Annotated in this window: 14 protein-coding genes; 9 read left to right on the top strand and 5 right to left on the bottom strand. The window is 42.3% G+C overall.

Annotated elements, in window-relative coordinates; genetic code table 11:
* The first annotated feature begins 114 nt into the window (after nt 1–114).
* The 9 genes from AC5JM2_RS29260 (at nt 115) to AC5JM2_RS29220 (ending at nt 12158) form a co-directional block, all read left to right on the top strand.
* Nucleotides 115–1359, top strand: coding sequence for an ABC transporter substrate-binding protein (locus AC5JM2_RS29260; RefSeq protein ID WP_495838597.1), 1245 nt, complete (start codon nt 115–117; stop codon nt 1357–1359).
* Nucleotides 1360–1366: 7 nt separating this feature from the next.
* The gene (locus tag AC5JM2_RS29255) at nt 1367–2317 is read left to right on the top strand and encodes a branched-chain amino acid ABC transporter permease (RefSeq protein WP_495838595.1); all 951 of its coding nucleotides are present in this window, start codon (nt 1367–1369) and stop codon (nt 2315–2317) included.
* Between the two features lie 18 nt (nt 2318–2335).
* Nucleotides 2336–2797 (top strand): cupin domain-containing protein, encoded by a 462-nt coding sequence (locus AC5JM2_RS29250; RefSeq protein WP_495838593.1) that lies wholly within the window; start codon nt 2336–2338, stop codon nt 2795–2797.
* Nucleotides 2798–2961: 164 nt separating this feature from the next.
* Nucleotides 2962–3900, top strand: coding sequence for a branched-chain amino acid ABC transporter permease (locus AC5JM2_RS29245; protein ID WP_495838591.1), 939 nt, complete (start codon nt 2962–2964; stop codon nt 3898–3900).
* Between the two features lie 5 nt (nt 3901–3905).
* Nucleotides 3906–4703, top strand: a complete 798-nt coding sequence (locus AC5JM2_RS29240; RefSeq protein ID WP_495838589.1) for an ABC transporter ATP-binding protein — start codon at nt 3906–3908, stop codon at nt 4701–4703.
* Nucleotides 4704–4851: 148 nt separating this feature from the next.
* Nucleotides 4852–5592: an ABC transporter ATP-binding protein gene (locus tag AC5JM2_RS29235; protein WP_495838587.1), complete on the top strand. Its 741-nt coding sequence runs from the start codon at nt 4852–4854 to the stop codon at nt 5590–5592.
* Between the two features lie 161 nt (nt 5593–5753).
* Nucleotides 5754–7166, top strand: a complete 1413-nt coding sequence (locus AC5JM2_RS29230; RefSeq protein WP_495838585.1) for an ArnT family glycosyltransferase — start codon at nt 5754–5756, stop codon at nt 7164–7166.
* Between the two features lie 45 nt (nt 7167–7211).
* Nucleotides 7212–8105: a glycoside hydrolase family 75 protein gene (locus AC5JM2_RS29225; RefSeq protein WP_495838583.1), complete on the top strand. Its 894-nt coding sequence runs from the start codon at nt 7212–7214 to the stop codon at nt 8103–8105.
* A 639-nt stretch (nt 8106–8744) separates the two neighbouring features.
* Entirely contained in the window at nt 8745–12158 is a 3414-nt protein-coding gene (locus AC5JM2_RS29220; RefSeq protein ID WP_495838581.1) for a trifunctional glycoside hydrolase family 18/polysaccharide deacetylase/glycosyltransferase family 2 protein, read from the top strand.
* Nucleotides 12159–12196: 38 nt separating this feature from the next.
* On the opposite strand, the gene AC5JM2_RS29215 is transcribed toward AC5JM2_RS29220, so the two are convergent.
* From AC5JM2_RS29215 to AC5JM2_RS29195, 5 genes are all read right to left on the bottom strand, one after another.
* A complete protein-coding gene (locus AC5JM2_RS29215; RefSeq protein ID WP_495838580.1) occupies nt 12197–12349 on the bottom strand; it encodes a hypothetical protein in 153 nt (50 codons plus the stop codon).
* A gap of 120 nt (nt 12350–12469) precedes the next feature.
* The gene (locus AC5JM2_RS29210; RefSeq protein WP_495838579.1) at nt 12470–12745 is read right to left on the bottom strand and encodes a hypothetical protein; all 276 of its coding nucleotides are present in this window, start codon (nt 12743–12745) and stop codon (nt 12470–12472) included.
* A gap of 113 nt (nt 12746–12858) precedes the next feature.
* Nucleotides 12859–13470: a transposase gene (locus tag AC5JM2_RS29205; protein ID WP_495838577.1), complete on the bottom strand. Its 612-nt coding sequence runs from the start codon at nt 13468–13470 to the stop codon at nt 12859–12861.
* 40 nt (nt 13471–13510) lie between these two features.
* Complete coding sequence (locus tag AC5JM2_RS29200; RefSeq protein WP_495838575.1) at nt 13511–13894, bottom strand: hypothetical protein; 384 nt, start codon at nt 13892–13894, stop codon at nt 13511–13513.
* A gap of 195 nt (nt 13895–14089) precedes the next feature.
* The gene (locus AC5JM2_RS29195; RefSeq protein WP_495838573.1) at nt 14090–15046 is read right to left on the bottom strand and encodes a polysaccharide deacetylase family protein; all 957 of its coding nucleotides are present in this window, start codon (nt 15044–15046) and stop codon (nt 14090–14092) included.
* Between the last annotated feature and the right edge of the window lie 139 nt (nt 15047–15185).

Raw genomic sequence — 15185 nt, 5'->3', positions numbered from 1 at the left:
TACAATTCTTGCCAAAATACTCTTAATGAGTATGGTGATTCTACAGAAACAGTCTTGAACTATAAACAGTCTACTTTTTGTCAAGACTAATACTAAATTTAGCATTCCTTGACCATGAAACAACCTACGACTATTACAACTGCAATATTTGCTACTTGTGCTATCCTGCTAACAGCCTGCGGCGGTGGCACTAACAGTAGTTCAAATACTGGAACGAATTCCACCCCAAATTCTGCGACTGACGCCGCCGCAACAACTACATCTGGTTCTATTCCCGTGGGTATTGCTTTCGCACAAACCAGCAACGTGGCGTTACTCGGTCAAGAAGGAGTCGCCGGGGCAAAGATTGCTGAAAAGTATTTTAATGATAAAGGTGGTGTGAATGGCACTCCGATTAAATTAGTGCTTCAAGACGCGGGTGGTGATGAAGCCGGAGCAATTAACGCTTTTCAAAGTTTAATTAATAAAGATAAAGTTGTTGGTATTGTTGGTCCAACTTTATCACAGCAAGCTTTTAGTGCGGATCCCATTGCCGAAAGAGCAAAAGTTCCTGTGATTGGCGCATCTAATACCGCTAAAGGAGTTCCAGAGATTGGAGATTACGTTGCGCGTGTTTCTGCACCCATTTCTACCGTTGCACCTCTTTCAGTGAAAGCTGCACTCAAGCAAAATCCTAACATTAAAAAAGTAGCGGTTTTTTTCGCTCAAAATGATGTTTACAGTAAGTCGGAAACAGAAATTTTTCAGAAGACAATCAAAGAGCAGGGGCTGGAAATAGTCACAGTACAAAAGTTCCAAACAAGTGACACTGACTTTCAGTCTCAAGCTACGAATGCTCTGAATTTAAAACCAGATTTGATCGTGATTTCTGGCTTAGCTGCTGATGGTGGTAACTTAGTGCGACAACTACGGGAACTTGGTTACAAAAGCTTAATTGTTGCGGGAAATGGTTTGAACACAGCAAAAGTTTTCGCAGTTTGTCAGCAAGCGTGCGATGGAGTGATTATTGCTCAAGCTTACAGTCCACAGCAACCAGGAGAAGTTAACAAGGACTTTCGCGCTGCATATGTAAAACAATTTAACGAAGAACCACCTCAGTTTAGTGGTCAAGCTTTTGCTGCTGTACAAGTGTATGTAGAAGCATTGAAAGCTTTGGATAAAAAGTCCAAAATTAGTACAATGCCTCTTAATCAGTTACGTACAGAATTGAACAAGCAGCTTTTAGGAGGAAAGTATGAAACTCCTTTGGGTGAGATTGCTTTTACAGCTGTAGGCGATGTTATTCAAAAAGAATTTTATGTGTCAAAAATTCAGGTAGATCCAAACACTAAGAAAACTAATTTTACAATATTAAAATAGTTGCAACATGAATATATCTATAATTTTGCAACACTTTTTGAATGGGTTATCTATTGGCAGTGTCTATGCTATCTTTGCCTTGGGATATACCCTTGTTTACTCTATTTTGGGCATCATTAATTTGGCTCATGGTGCGGTTTTTACTCTGGGTGCATATTTTACATACACACTCATGGGTGGTGCTTTTGGATTTAATGGTGTGCTAGCTAATGCATCGCTACCTATACAATTACCATTTGCTGTTGCCTTGATTTTGGGAAGTACCATAGCAGGGTTAGTTGGGGTTTTTATTGAACGCATTGCCTTTCTACCTTTACGACAGCGCGGTTCTGATTCATTGTTAACCGTTGTCTCTAGTTTGGGTGTAGGAGTCGTGATTGTTAACTTGCTCCAGTATCTCGTAGGAGCAGAAAGTTACACATTTCCTGCCAATACTTACGGTAGTTTGCCATCATCTATTAACTTTGGAACTCCAGGGAATCCCATTCCGATTCGTACTGTTCAAATAGTGATTTTTGCGATATCAGTCGTGGTTGTCGCAATGCTGACTTGCTTTATTAATTATACAAAGCATGGTAAAGCGATGCAGGCGATCGCAGAAGATCCAATAACAGCAAGTTTGTTAGGAATTAATAGCGATCGCTATATTGTGCTGACATTTTTTATCAGTAGTTTTCTAGCAGGAGTGGCGGGAACTTTAGTTGCTTCTAGTGTCAGCATTCCTGGACCATATTTTGGCCTTAGTTTTGGGTTGAGGGGTTTATCGATCATTGTATTAGGTGGTTTGGGCAGTATTCCCGGTGCTGTTGTAGGAGGTTTGGTTATTGGACTAGTAGAGGCTTTTGTCCCAGGTGAATATTCAGGCTACAAAGATGCTGTTGCTTTTGGCATCCTGTTTATTATGTTATTAGTTCGACCTCAAGGTTTACTTGGGCGTCGGTTTGTTCAGAAAGTTTAAAAGCGGATTGGTGATTCAATGATTATCGACCCAGAGAAAGTTCCTACTGAAAGACGCTCGAATTACCCCGATGAGTTCAAGCCAATGGTTGCGGGACGAATTCGACAACGCTTAGGCAACTTTGCAGGACTAAAAAACTTTGGAGTGAATCTTGTGAAGTTAGAGCCTGGAAGCTGTTCTGCTTTGCGACATTGGCATTCACATCAAGATGAATTCATATATGTTTTAGAGGGTGAGATAACTTTAATAACAGATGCAGGTGCTGAAATTCTCAAACCAGGAATGGCGGCGGGATTTCCAGCCAATGAAGCTAATGGACATCATTTAGTTAATCGCTCATCGGTGGTTGCAGTTTATCTGGAAGTAGGCGATCGCACTCTCTATGACGAAGCGACTTATCCTGATCATGATTTGATGACACAAGCAAGTCCTGATGGTAAGTTCAGCGGATTTATCTACAAAGATGGAACACCCTACTAATACCAATTCTCCATGAAGATGCACTTAAGATTTCTTAAACGAACCGCCAAGACGCCAAGAACGCCAAGAGTGGAAGAGGTAAGTATTTAGTGCAAGTTTACAGAGAATTGGTATAAAGCTTAGTCAAAACTCTTGGTCAAAACTTTTGGTCAAAACTTTCAAAAATGGCTGAATTTATTGCTACTTATGGTTCTCTTATCGTCTCTATGGTACTAGGGGCGTTGCTGGGGCTGTCGTTATACTTGCCACTCATGGCTGGACAGTTATCTTTGGCAAGCCCTGGCTTTTATGCTTTGGGTGGTTATATTGCTGCGATTCTCTCCACAACCGTTTTCTCTTCCACAACTGGTTCATTCCCGATTCCACTGTTACTGCTGGAGATGTTGATTGCTGCAATCATTTCTGGTTTACTGGGTGTAGCGGTGGGAATTCCGGCGTTGCGGTTGCGGGGGATTTATTTGGCGATCGCCACCATTGCTTTTGTAGAAGTTCTGCGAGTCATATCCCTAAATTTGGATATTACAGGTGGTGCTGTCGGCATTTTCGGTATCCCTCAACCTTTTCAAACACCAATCGAATATTTATGGATTGTCCTACCATTGCTGTTCATCAGCATTGCATTCATTTACCGTTTAGAACGCATCCGAGTCGGAAGAGCATTCATCGCTATCCGTGAGGATGAATTGGCTGCTGGTGCGATGGGAGTTAATGCAACTTACTATAAAGTTTTGGCGTTTACCTCAGGATGTATTCTGGCTGGAATGGTTGGTGCAGTTAGCGCCCATTTTCTCAACACCTGGAATGCACGTCAAGGAACCTTTGATGCTAGTATTATCTACTTAACTTTTGTGTTAATTGGTGGTTCCAGAACTTTCTTAGGTCCAGTTGTTGGAGGTATGGTATTTACAGCTTTGCCAGAAGTGCTGAGATCAATATCCGATACAAGCGGTTTACCTTCTTGGTTTGCGCAATTTCTACGAGATGGTAGATTAATTATCTTTGGATTACTTATAGTGATTGGTACAATATTTTTCCCCCAAGGTCTTGTCACTCCAGATTTTTTGAAAAAATGGAGAAAGCGCAGTAATAGTCTCTTTAAATAAATACAATGATTCAAGAAAATTTCACGACAAGTCAGTTAGGATTACCAATATTAGAGGTTAAAAATCTCACTCGCCGCTTTGGGGGATTAGTGGCGGTAAATGATGTCTCTTTTACAATAACCCAGTATGAAATATTTGGACTCATTGGTCCAAATGGGGCTGGCAAGACAACTCTGTTTAATTTGATGACAGGCTTTATCACACCTTCTAGTGGACAATTACTTTATCAAGGTGCCGATTTTTCTCAATTACATCCTCATCAAATTGCAAGTTTAGGTATTGGACGAACATTCCAAAATATTCGCTTATTTGCTGAACTATCTGCATTAGAAAATGTGAGAATTGCGCGTGATTGCCGTATCAGAACTAATACGTTCAAAGGTATTTTAGGACTGCCACCTGCTCCTAGAGAAGAAAAAAAAAGTAAGCAAAAAGCTTTAGAATTACTAGAGCTTGTTGGTTTAGGTGAACGTCAGGACGAAAAGGCTAAAAATTTTTCCTATGGCGACCAAAGACGACTAGAAATTGCCCGTGCTCTTGCCTTAGAACCACAAATATTACTGTTAGACGAACCAGCAGCAGGTATGAACCCCAATGAAAAGCAACAACTAAGTAAATTTATCCGTCATCTCCGTGACAGATTCAACTTGACGATAATTCTTATTGAGCATCATGTCCCCTTAGTTATGGGTTTGTGTGACCGTATTGCTGTCTTAGATTTTGGTCAGTTGATAGCTTTGGGGGAACCATCTGTTGTCAGAAGTAACCAAGCTGTGATTGAAGCGTATTTAGGTAATGATTAAGGATATGAAATCAGGGAACGCTTAACAGTGAACAGTGAACAGTAAACAGGGAACAGGGAACAGGGAACAAGGGGTGGACGAGTCCGTTTCCTACCAGATAACTGATAACTGATAACTAATAATTGACAACTACATAATATGTAAACAAATGAATACAGATATATTAAATGAGAAACAGGTTTTAAAGATATTAGAAATAAAAGCTCTTTATGTTAACTATGGGGGCATTGAAGCTCTACAAAATATTAATTTATTTGTGAACAATGGTGAGGTAGTTACCCTAATAGGTGCTAATGGTGCTGGCAAAACAACAACTCTCCGCGCTATCTCCAAAATAATTAATCCTCGCCACGGCACAATTATGTACAACGGACGTAATATTACCCGCCGACAACCTCATGAAGTTGTACAATTAGGTATTGCCCACTGTCCTGAAGGAAGAAGAATATTAGCTCGCCAAACAGTTTTAGATAATTTACTTTTGGGTGCTTATATTCGCTCTAATCAAACAGAGATCAGAAATCATATTCAGCAACAATTTGATATGTTCCCGCGTTTAGCACAAAGACGTAGTCAACTTGCAGGAACTCTCAGTGGCGGTGAACAACAAATGTTAGCCATAGCCCGTGCTTTAATGAGTAAACCTAAACTTTTGCTCTTAGATGAGCCTAGCTTAGGTTTAGCACCGACAATTGTTCGTGAAATTTTTAGTATTATTCAGAATCTGCGTGCAACAGGCGTTACTATTCTTCTAGTTGAACAAAACGCCAACCTTGCTTTACAAATTGCAGACCGTGGTTACGTATTAGAAGCTGGTTGTATGACCCTATCAGGTGTAGCATCGGAATTAATCACTGATGAGCGAGTGAAAAAGGCTTATTTGGGTTGATGAAGTTGAGAACCCTCTGGTGTTACTCTCCGAAAATAAAAATTTCGAGAGAGACTTTTTATCCATCTGGAATATAACGCTTAAACTCATTCATAATGTCAACCAGATGTAAAAAGCTTCACATCAAATCAAAAATCGTGAAAATGCCAAAAGGGTGTTAAATGTTAACTTTTATTCTTAGTCACCGACGAATATTTCTCTACGGTAGCCTTGCAGGACTATTACTACGACTATTTTTCGTTATCTGGTTTCATACAACTAATGACGATACCGTTATTTATGCTGATATTGCTAAAACTTGGTTAACATCCGGTGTCTACGGAACCCAGGAAGATGATAAATTGATTCCTACCTATGTTAGATTACCTGGATACCCTGCATTCCTGGCTGCTATTTTTGCCATCTTTGGAAATGACCATTATCTGCCAGTTCTACTAATTCAAACTGTGGTGGATCTGGGTTGCTGTTTGCTTGTAGGGGCGATCGCACTGGAAATATTTGGAGAAGGCGCGGCTATTGGGGCATTTTTAGTCTCAGTGTTGTGTCCATTCACCGCGAACTACTGTGCTATAGCATTATCAGAAACACTATCTATCTTCTTTAGTGCACTTGCACTTTGGCTAGCGGTGAAAGGAACCAAAGCACTGAAGCAACCCAAAGATTGGGGTGCTAAGTGGTGGGCTATGTGTGGGCTAGCCATTGGTGCGGCGACGTTCCTCAGACCAGATGGTGTTATTCTGCTGATGGCAGTATGTATTTTTTTACTTTTGAAACTAGCTCAGTTTCGGCACAAAAAAAATATCATATTTGCTGGTGCGCTGACAGTAGCGATGGTGTTGGCAATGCTAACGCCCTGGACATTGCGTAATTTGTTTGTTTTCCATGAATTTCAACCGCTTGCGCCACGTTATGCGAATGCACCTGATGAATATGCTCCCACAGGCTTTTACCAATGGGCTAAAACATGGATGGTTGATACTGCTTCGGTGGAAGATATTTACTGGAAAGTTTCAGCAGATTCTTTGGGTGAAATAGTTGATTTAAATGATCTTCCTTACTCGGAGTTTTATAATACTGCGGAACGTGAGAAAACTGTGGCACTGTTCAGTAAACTGAATCAGACTAGGTTGCTCACTCCACAATTAGATGCACAGTTTGCCTCTCTAGCACAAGCACGCATTGCAAAAGCACCCCTGAGATACTACTTATATCTTCCTGTTCTGCGAATTGCAGATATGTGGCTTCGCCCGCGTACAGAATATTTAGATGTTGATCTACACTGGTGGAAATTTGAGGATCCTGTTGAAGATTCCTTTAGCGTTGCTTACGCTCTACTAAATTTCTTACTAGTTTTGATTGCAGTATTGGGGATGTGGAAATTCCGACAGTTTCCGTGTACCGGACTATTGATTGCGTTTATTATCATTCGTTCAGTGCTTCTAGGAATACTACGCGAGAATCCTGAACCCCGTTTTATACTGGAGTGCTTCCCTGTAATTCTTGTGTTCGATGGTATTATGTTCTACACATTTTGGCAAATATATAAACAAAAAAGCAGGAATAAACGTAATTAATTCCCCCTACACCCCTATTCTCTCACTCCCGTGATCCCCTAATTCTTGAGTTTAGAGATAATAGAACTGACGATTACAGATTATGATAAAGAATTTTATATGGAAAGACGAAGTTTTCTCAAACAAATGACTCTATTTTCTCTTTCTGGATTTTCTATTAACTTTAGTGATAAAGTGAGTAGAAAATTTCTCAAAGCAGAATCTAAAGATGTGGTCAATAAAGCAAAAATCTTTGAACATGGTAAGTATACAGTTTGGAAATTGGTAGATAGACCTGGATTTTTTTTCAAATCAGGAATGGCAATTGATGCTGATGGCGCACCGAACGCTTACCATCCCCAAGATGTCGGTATAGATAATTTAAAACATGCTGGAAAACCTGGCAATTGGTGGGCACTTGTTACAGATAAAGGTATACCAAATGGCAATCCGATTATTCAAGGAACTGATGATCCATATCCAGGCTATTACATCTCTACCACAGCGCTTTGTGATGAAACCAAAGAAATAACCAATCCAAAACGGTACGTTGATTCTAGAGAAATTCCCTATATAGTCCTTCCAGAGAACAATAATGAAGAATTTTTAAAGAAGACAAACATTAAACTCGGAGATTTTGCTGTTATTTACAACGGAAACAATGGTAAGTTTGCCTTTGCTATCTTTGCTGATACAAGTCTGTACTTCGCTGGTGATATTGAAGAATATAGGTTTGGTGAAGGTTCAATAGCCCTTGCTAAGGCGCTAGGTATTTCCTTAAATCCTAAAAATGGTGGCGTTAAAAATAACATAATATACACTATCTTTCCTGGCTCAGGAAACGGTAAGCCTAGATCCATTAGAGAAATCAACACACAGGGGGCAAAGTATTTTCAGCAGTGGGGCGGAGTGGCTCAAATTCAGACTTGCTTGATTTCAATCCCTGATAAAGATTCATAGAAATTACCGAGCCTAGGGTTGGGCAAACCCTCTGGGCGCTCAGACAGCGAGCAGCGAACAGTCCTTGTTTCCCTCTGGAAGAAACAAGGACTCCGAATGAGGGCTTTCCCGCTCTCGGGAGCGACTGCGTATCTCCTCCACGCCTAAGCGATCCAGAGCGGAGGGAGACCCTCCTGCAGCGCTGTCTCACCAGTCGCCTGACGCCACATTCTTCAACGGGGGGAACCCCCCGAAGCTTTGAGTCTTCTGCAAAGACGCTGCGCGAACGGAGGAAACCTCCGCTCAAACTTCTCTCCGCACAGAAGTGACTCCGGAGGGAGACCCTCCCGCAGCGCGCTTACTCACCGTAAGGCGTGCCGGAGCGCCATAGGGCTTTCCTTCGGGTAGGATGTAGCGTTTTCAAGGGCAGAAGTAAGTGGCCTGCTGGCTCGGTTTTTTGCAGTCGATCCACTTAATCATTACTGTTTTTTTTGTCACAATATTGCCATTTTATTGACATTCTCCCGCCACACAAACCGATTAAACTTCTTGGTTGGTGTATAGAAAACACTATGTTTTTTCACTAATGTCTTTCCAGTATCAGACAAGAAGCAGTTTGTAGCGCTTTTTATTACTTACTTCAAAATCAAGAAAAATCGTATGTCAAAAAAATTAAATCATCCAGTATTTTATGATCCAAATAATCGTCGCTGGCGGCGGTTCAAACATACAGTACAGGTCTTAGCTGTTGGACTGACAATCATGTTTAGCGCCTTTATTGCTAGCATGATTATCCAACCGGATTTGCCAGAACTAAATTTGTCGCCTGTAAATAAACTTCTACAAGTTCATCAAATTTTTTCGCGCCATAAGTTACAAAATTCACAACACCAAGACGGTCTTTCTTCACAGTTAAAGTTAAACAATTCTCCTGGTAATACTAGTAATACACAATCGTCTATAGTTGCTTCTACTCAAGTCACAAAACCTAAAAAATCTGAGATCATTGGCTTTTACGTTAACTGGGATGACAACAGTTTTACCTCACTCAAGCAGAATATCTCAAAGCTGGATAAGCTGATGCCTGAATGGCTGCACCTTAAGACAGCTGATGGCACGATTTCTATTGATGATGAAGTAAAACAAAAAAAGGCGCTGACTTATATACGTAAGCATCGCCCTGAACTACCCATCATGCCACTGATTAACAACTTTGATAACGAAACTCAAAGTTGGAATTCTGATAAGCTTGCACAAATGTTGAATGAGCCGACGGCGCGTACACGTGTTATTCAGAACCTGCTGAATTTTGTCCGCAGTAACGGTTTTGCTGGGATCAATATTGACCTTGAAAATCTCCCCTCTTCCAGCCAGCAAAACCTGATAGCTTTCATGCGCGAATTGTACGCACAGTTTCATCCCCTTGGCTTGGAAGTTTCCCAGTCAGTGCCTTTGGATGATTCTGAGTTTAACTACCGCACCTTAGCCCAGTTCAATGATTATCTCATTTTAATGGCTTACGACGAACACGAGACCAGCAGTGAAGCGGGTCCTGTGGCTTCCCAGAAGTGGTACGCAGAACACGTGCGGCGGCGCTTCGCTGAGTTACCACCTGATAAATATGTGATTGCTATTGGTGGCTACGGCTATGACTGGAAAGCGAATACTCATTCAGGTACAGAGGTTTCTTTCCAAGAAGCGCTGAAAACAGCACAGGAATCTGAAGGGCAAATTAGGCTTGACCCAGATGCACTTAACGTCACCTATGATTATTACGACGATAAAGATCAGTTGCATCACGTCTGGTTTCTTGATGCGATTACAGCTTTCAATGAACTCATAGAAGGACAAAGTGATGGTGCACGAGGATTTGCATTATGGCGACTAGGTCAAGAAGACCCCTCAATTTGGCAAGTTTTTGACAAGCGTACACAGCTTGACAAAAATACAGCTAAGATGCTAGAAGTACTCCACTACGGTTTCGATGTTGACTATGAGGGACGGGGCGAAGTACTGAAGGTGACAGCAACCCCCCGTGACGGAAAACGAAAAATTACATACGACCAGAAGTCCGGTTTAGTTATTGGTGAACGTCTCATTTCCTATCCATCGCCTTATGTGATCAATCGTTGGGGGGGAGATAGCAAAAAGAAGATTGCACTCACTTTTGACGATGGACCTGATCCAGATTACACACCAGATATATTAGATGTGCTGCACCGCTACCATGCACCAGCGACTTTCTTTGTTATCGGTATGCATGGTAACAGCAACCCAGATTTGCTAGAGCAAATTATCAGCGAAGGTCATGAAATAGGCAATCATACCTTTACACACCCGAACATAGCCTTGGTTTCTCACAAGCAGCTGAAGTTGGAACTCAACGCCACTGAACGCCTTTTAGAGGGTCAACTGGGACTGCGATCGCTGCTGTTTCGACCCCCCTATGCCGAAGATGTTGAACCAGAAACGCCAGAGCAAGTCGCTCCTCTGAAGTACACTGGTAATCTTGGTTACTACACTATTGGTATGCAAATTGACCCAAGTGATTGGCGTCGCCCTGGTGTGGACAAGATTGTCAAAGAAACAATTGATCAGGCGGTGAGTGGTGAAGGTAACGTCGTCTTATTGCATGACAGTGGTGGCGATCGCTCTCAAACTGTGGAAGCACTCCCCCAAATTATTGAAGGCTTGCGCTCTCACGGCTTTGAACTGGTGACGGTTTCTAATCTCATTGGTTTATCACCAGCTCAAGTTATGCCGCCAATTTCTCAGAACCAACAGATGATGGCGAAGTTTGACAGTACAGGGTTTGTCCTGATTAACTGGTTTAACACACTCATCTACTATCTGTTTGTCATTGGCATTGGACTGTCGATTATGCGGTTGCTGTTTGTTGTCGCTTTAGCTCTCTACAAGTGGTCTCGCGGACGTCGCATCCAATTCAAATATTTGTCCAATAATCAGCCCTCTGTGTGTGTGGTGGTACCCGCCTTCAACGAAGAGAAGGTGATTAGTAGAACTATTGATTCACTGCTACGCTCCCGTTACCCGAACTTCAACATTATTGTCGTGGATGATGGCTCAACTGATGGTACTTACCAGTGCGCACTCGAAGCTTTTGGCCAAGAATCACGTGTGCGCATTTTTACAAAGGCTAATGGTGGCAAGGCGCAGGCAATCAACTATGGTATCAGACAAAGCAACGCTGAAATTATCGTCAGTTTAGATGCTGATACCATCCTGCGTCCCAACGCTATTAGCAAGATGGTGCGCCACTTTGCCGATCCTCACGTGGGAGCGATCGCAGGTAATGCCAAAGTTGGCAACCGCATTAATATTCTCACCTATTGGCAAGCAGTGGAATACATCACTAGCCAAAATCTGGAACGTCGCGCCTTTGGTTTGCTCAACTGTATCTGTGTTGTGCCAGGAGCAATTGGTGCATGGCGGCGAGAACTGATCATACAAGCAGGTGGATATACTAACGATACCCTAGCGGAAGACGCTGATCTGACGCTGACAATTTTGCGGATGGGCTACAAGATAGACTACGAGGAAAATGCGATCGCCCTAACAGAAGCACCTGATACTGTACGCGGTTTCGTGAAGCAGAGATTTCGCTGGATGTTCGGTACTTTACAAGCAACTTGGAAACATCGTGACACCTTATTTCGTCGCAACTATGGTGCAATAGGATTGTTTGCGATTCCTAATGTATTTGTCTTTCAAATCTGTTTTCCCCTGATCTCTCCATTGATGGATCTTGTGATGCTGGAGTCAATAGCTTGGGCTATATGGCAAAAACATCAGCAACCTGTGGGGTATTCCTCCAATGGACTAGAACACGTCATCTTGTACTACGTGCTATTTTTGGCTGTCGATTTTCTTGCTGCCTTCGTTGGCTTTATGCTGGAACGTAAAGAAGATTGGAAGTTACTTGTTTGGTTACTACCGCAGCGCTTCTTCTACCGACAGTTAATGTATTACGTGGCGATTAAGTCTATTATCACTGCGATTAAGGGTCAAATAGTTGGTTGGGGAAAATTAGAGCGCAAGGCGACTGTGAGTTGAGTTGCTTGGTATCTTTGGGAACTGATGATATATCTTAACTAATCTTCCAGCAAGTCAAATGTAAAAAGCCTCTCCAATGCCACCAAAAAGCGTTCTAAAGAGTGATCGCTTTCGGCTTGTTGTGTTTCTAAAATACCAAAGACAGGAATAAATAGACCTCTCCAGAAATTAAGTATTAACCCAGACAGCACAAGGGTTTAAGATTAGTTTTTGGAGATGTCTAATAACTGGAGTTTAGACTAAGGCATGGAAAATGACCCAGCAATGGTGGGTTAAAGAGATCATGACTAAAGATCAGAAAAATGCCCGAACTAAGCCGACTTAGTAGTTTGTTTGCGAGGCTTAGAAATGCGTTTTCTAACAACAGGATAGTTAATTCTACGCTGGCGTTGCTGCCCGGTTTTCCAGCCAGGTGATTTTCCCCGAGGTTTTGGAGGTGATGCTGGTGTTCCAATCGCCATCAAAACTCCTCCCATAGCTTGGGCAACCCTTCCAGGGGTCAACTTATCGACTGACTTTTGCCACGGTAAAGGGTTATCTGAGACAATATCACGAGCTAACCATACTTCCCAAGTTATTATCGGCATGAGATCACTCCACCGTTCGCATTGCTTTGGTGTAGCAATTTTAGGCAGTGTCCAATGCAGGCGTTGTTTGAGAAATCGATACCAATGCTCACGGGGTCTAACACGTGAAAAAATCAGGCAGCCTTTGTTTGATTGATCTGTCGGCGTAGTCGGGTACTCGTTGTAATAAGGCTGCCTGATTTTTTAGGGGACAATGCGTCAACAGCAAAACGTCTTAAATAAAGTCGCCAGACTTCATCTATAGGTGGCATTTGTTCTCCACAAAAAGCTAACCACAAAGGTTTCGCCACCCGTATTGAACCATCTTCTTTTAATCGTTCAACTAAAATCAGTGAGATTGCATGTTGTGCAGCATTTCTAAAATGCAAATCATCCCACAGGCGAATTCGCAGCAAACCTAATTTTGAATCATTGATTTCAAGGATTTGAACTGGCTCAATCCAAGTTCCAGGTTCGTTTAGCTTAAACTTGCTTCCATGAACACGGGGTCTTCCCTTACCCGAATACACTGGGGGCTTACTCCATAAACATAAGTTTGAGCGTAAACGCATTAATTTATCTGCATTTATACCAGCCGTTTTTAACACAAATGGGGCGCATCCATACTCACTGTCCCACAAAGAAATCGGTCTTGATGGCAAGAACTTACATACTTGTCTTAGTTGCCACACCGCTTTACTGATAGGACTTTCCCAAGATGTAATTCTCTCGTGCCTTAATGGCATTGCCCAACTACCTTGGTTTTCTGGTATCCAAGCAATGGTACTATAGCCTTGACCCGAGGTAATTGGCTTGTTTGCTGGTATCCCACCAATGAGCGTGATGTTCCATTGTCCGCTCTTTTAGTGTGACTGCATTTGGTCTTGACCAAGCTGTATGGTCTCCTGCTAGTACAATTCGACCTGATGTGGGCATTTGTTGTATGTAGAGTTTCATCAACTTTTGACGTTGAGGTCTTGTATCCTGTAATGCTTCATAGATACTTGGCCACTTCCGGCGAAATATTGGGCATTGGGACAGATCTGCAAGGCAATAAGCTTTGCGTGTAAGCATTACAGCATCGGTTAGTTCAAATGTCGCATCGTGTGCTCGGCACAAATTGTTGTAAACATCTTGACGGAAGACCTTTAATCTGGCAAAAACATCCATAGTGGTTGATGTGAGTTGGTAGTGCTTCTCTCATCTTCCGTTGGGGGATGCTTGTTTTAACCGCAGGCATCTCCATAATTTTTTATACCTATTCCTACGTAGCGTGACCGGGTAGCGATACGCCCTTGGCTTGACGCTCCGCGTATCGCGTGGTTTAGTCTAAACTCCAGTAATAATGATATCCCTACACTCCGTTCAATGTTTCGGCAGACTCCCTTGTTTGGATGCATATGGTAAATGACCTAGCGTCGGGGGTTCGTGTGTTTGACAGATTCTGTATTTATACGAGTGAAGTGTTTCCTTGAAGTCTTCGAGAGAACACGCCCCGTCAACAAAGATGCGTTTAGAATGAAAAACATCGTCTCCTTGCCGATTAGCGCCATCGCTTGCAGTCAAGACTGCTTCATAATGCGCTGCTTTTGCCATTTGCAGAAGCTTGTTATTATACCAACCGTGTGGCCAAGCAAAATACTTAATAGAGCGATGTAATTTAGTTTCAAGCACTTTTTTAGATTGGCGAATCTCATATTCGGCATTAAGAGCAGATCGACCTTTGGTTTTCCCATCAACCCAAGTGACGAGGTTGCTACGAGGATCGTCGGGATGAGTCATTGAGTGAGCGCCTATTTCAAAGCCAGGAACATTGGCAATTTTCCGAACCTCTCTCCATGAAAGATAGTCCCCATAGGGGTCTTGAATGCCACTTCCTGGAAACAACCAAAATGAGGCTTTGAAGTGATACTGTCGTAGAATGGGGAGGGCGAGCATTTGGCTTTTCCAACCGTCATCAAAAGTAATGACGACCGACTTTGGTGGAATAACTCTTTTGCCCTTCATAAAGTTCACGAGCTCCTCTATGTTCAGTGTTGTGTATCCCTGTTGATAGAGGTAGGTCATTTGCTGGGAGAATTTCTTCAAGGAAATAATGGTTTCACCAGGACGCTTGTACTCATTTCCGTGGTGGCCAGAAAGAATTTCGTGGTAGATAAGAATAGGGACAACAGTTCCCTTCTCGTTCTTTTGATGAGGAGACTCTGCTATTGCCAGAAGAGGGAGCAGGACATTTAGAGTCAAGACAATGACGAAAAGCGCTTTGGGCTTTAGTACATAAATGATCAGGTAATCCGTGATATGTCTTAAACGGCTAGGCATTTTATTTTTTAGGTCAAGATACCTGGGCAAACACACCTTTTCTGGGGTAGATATAGCGTAACTAACACCAGGAGCAAAGTAGTACAAATTTTCCTGAAATCAGATTTTGTAGTATACCAGTAACATAACTAAAACCCTA

It is taken from the genome of Brasilonema angustatum, assembly GCF_059505445.1.
Note: the sequence above shows the minus strand (reverse complement) of the source record. Positions and strands in the feature narration are given on the sequence as shown.

What these genes read in the sequence shown, in the direction of transcription:
- AC5JM2_RS29260 (WP_495838597.1), top strand. Translation starts at nt 115, where the DNA reads ATGAAACAACCTACGACTATTACAACTGCAATATTTGCTACTTGTGCT.
- AC5JM2_RS29255 (WP_495838595.1), top strand. Translation starts at nt 1,367, where the DNA reads ATGAATATATCTATAATTTTGCAACACTTTTTGAATGGGTTATCTATT.
- AC5JM2_RS29250 (WP_495838593.1), top strand. Translation starts at nt 2,336, where the DNA reads ATGATTATCGACCCAGAGAAAGTTCCTACTGAAAGACGCTCGAATTAC.
- AC5JM2_RS29245 (WP_495838591.1), top strand. Translation starts at nt 2,962, where the DNA reads ATGGCTGAATTTATTGCTACTTATGGTTCTCTTATCGTCTCTATGGTA.
- AC5JM2_RS29240 (WP_495838589.1), top strand. Translation starts at nt 3,906, where the DNA reads ATGATTCAAGAAAATTTCACGACAAGTCAGTTAGGATTACCAATATTA.
- AC5JM2_RS29235 (WP_495838587.1), top strand. Translation starts at nt 4,852, where the DNA reads ATGAATACAGATATATTAAATGAGAAACAGGTTTTAAAGATATTAGAA.
- AC5JM2_RS29230 (WP_495838585.1), top strand. Translation starts at nt 5,754, where the DNA reads ATGTTAACTTTTATTCTTAGTCACCGACGAATATTTCTCTACGGTAGC.
- AC5JM2_RS29220 (WP_495838581.1), top strand. Translation starts at nt 8,745, where the DNA reads ATGTCAAAAAAATTAAATCATCCAGTATTTTATGATCCAAATAATCGT.
- AC5JM2_RS29210 (WP_495838579.1), bottom strand. Translation starts at nt 12,745, where the DNA reads ATGCCGATAATAACTTGGGAAGTATGGTTAGCTCGTGATATTGTCTCA.
- AC5JM2_RS29205 (WP_495838577.1), bottom strand. Translation starts at nt 13,470, where the DNA reads ATGCCATTAAGGCACGAGAGAATTACATCTTGGGAAAGTCCTATCAGT.
- AC5JM2_RS29200 (WP_495838575.1), bottom strand. Translation starts at nt 13,894, where the DNA reads ATGGATGTTTTTGCCAGATTAAAGGTCTTCCGTCAAGATGTTTACAAC.
- AC5JM2_RS29195 (WP_495838573.1), bottom strand. Translation starts at nt 15,046, where the DNA reads ATGCCTAGCCGTTTAAGACATATCACGGATTACCTGATCATTTATGTA.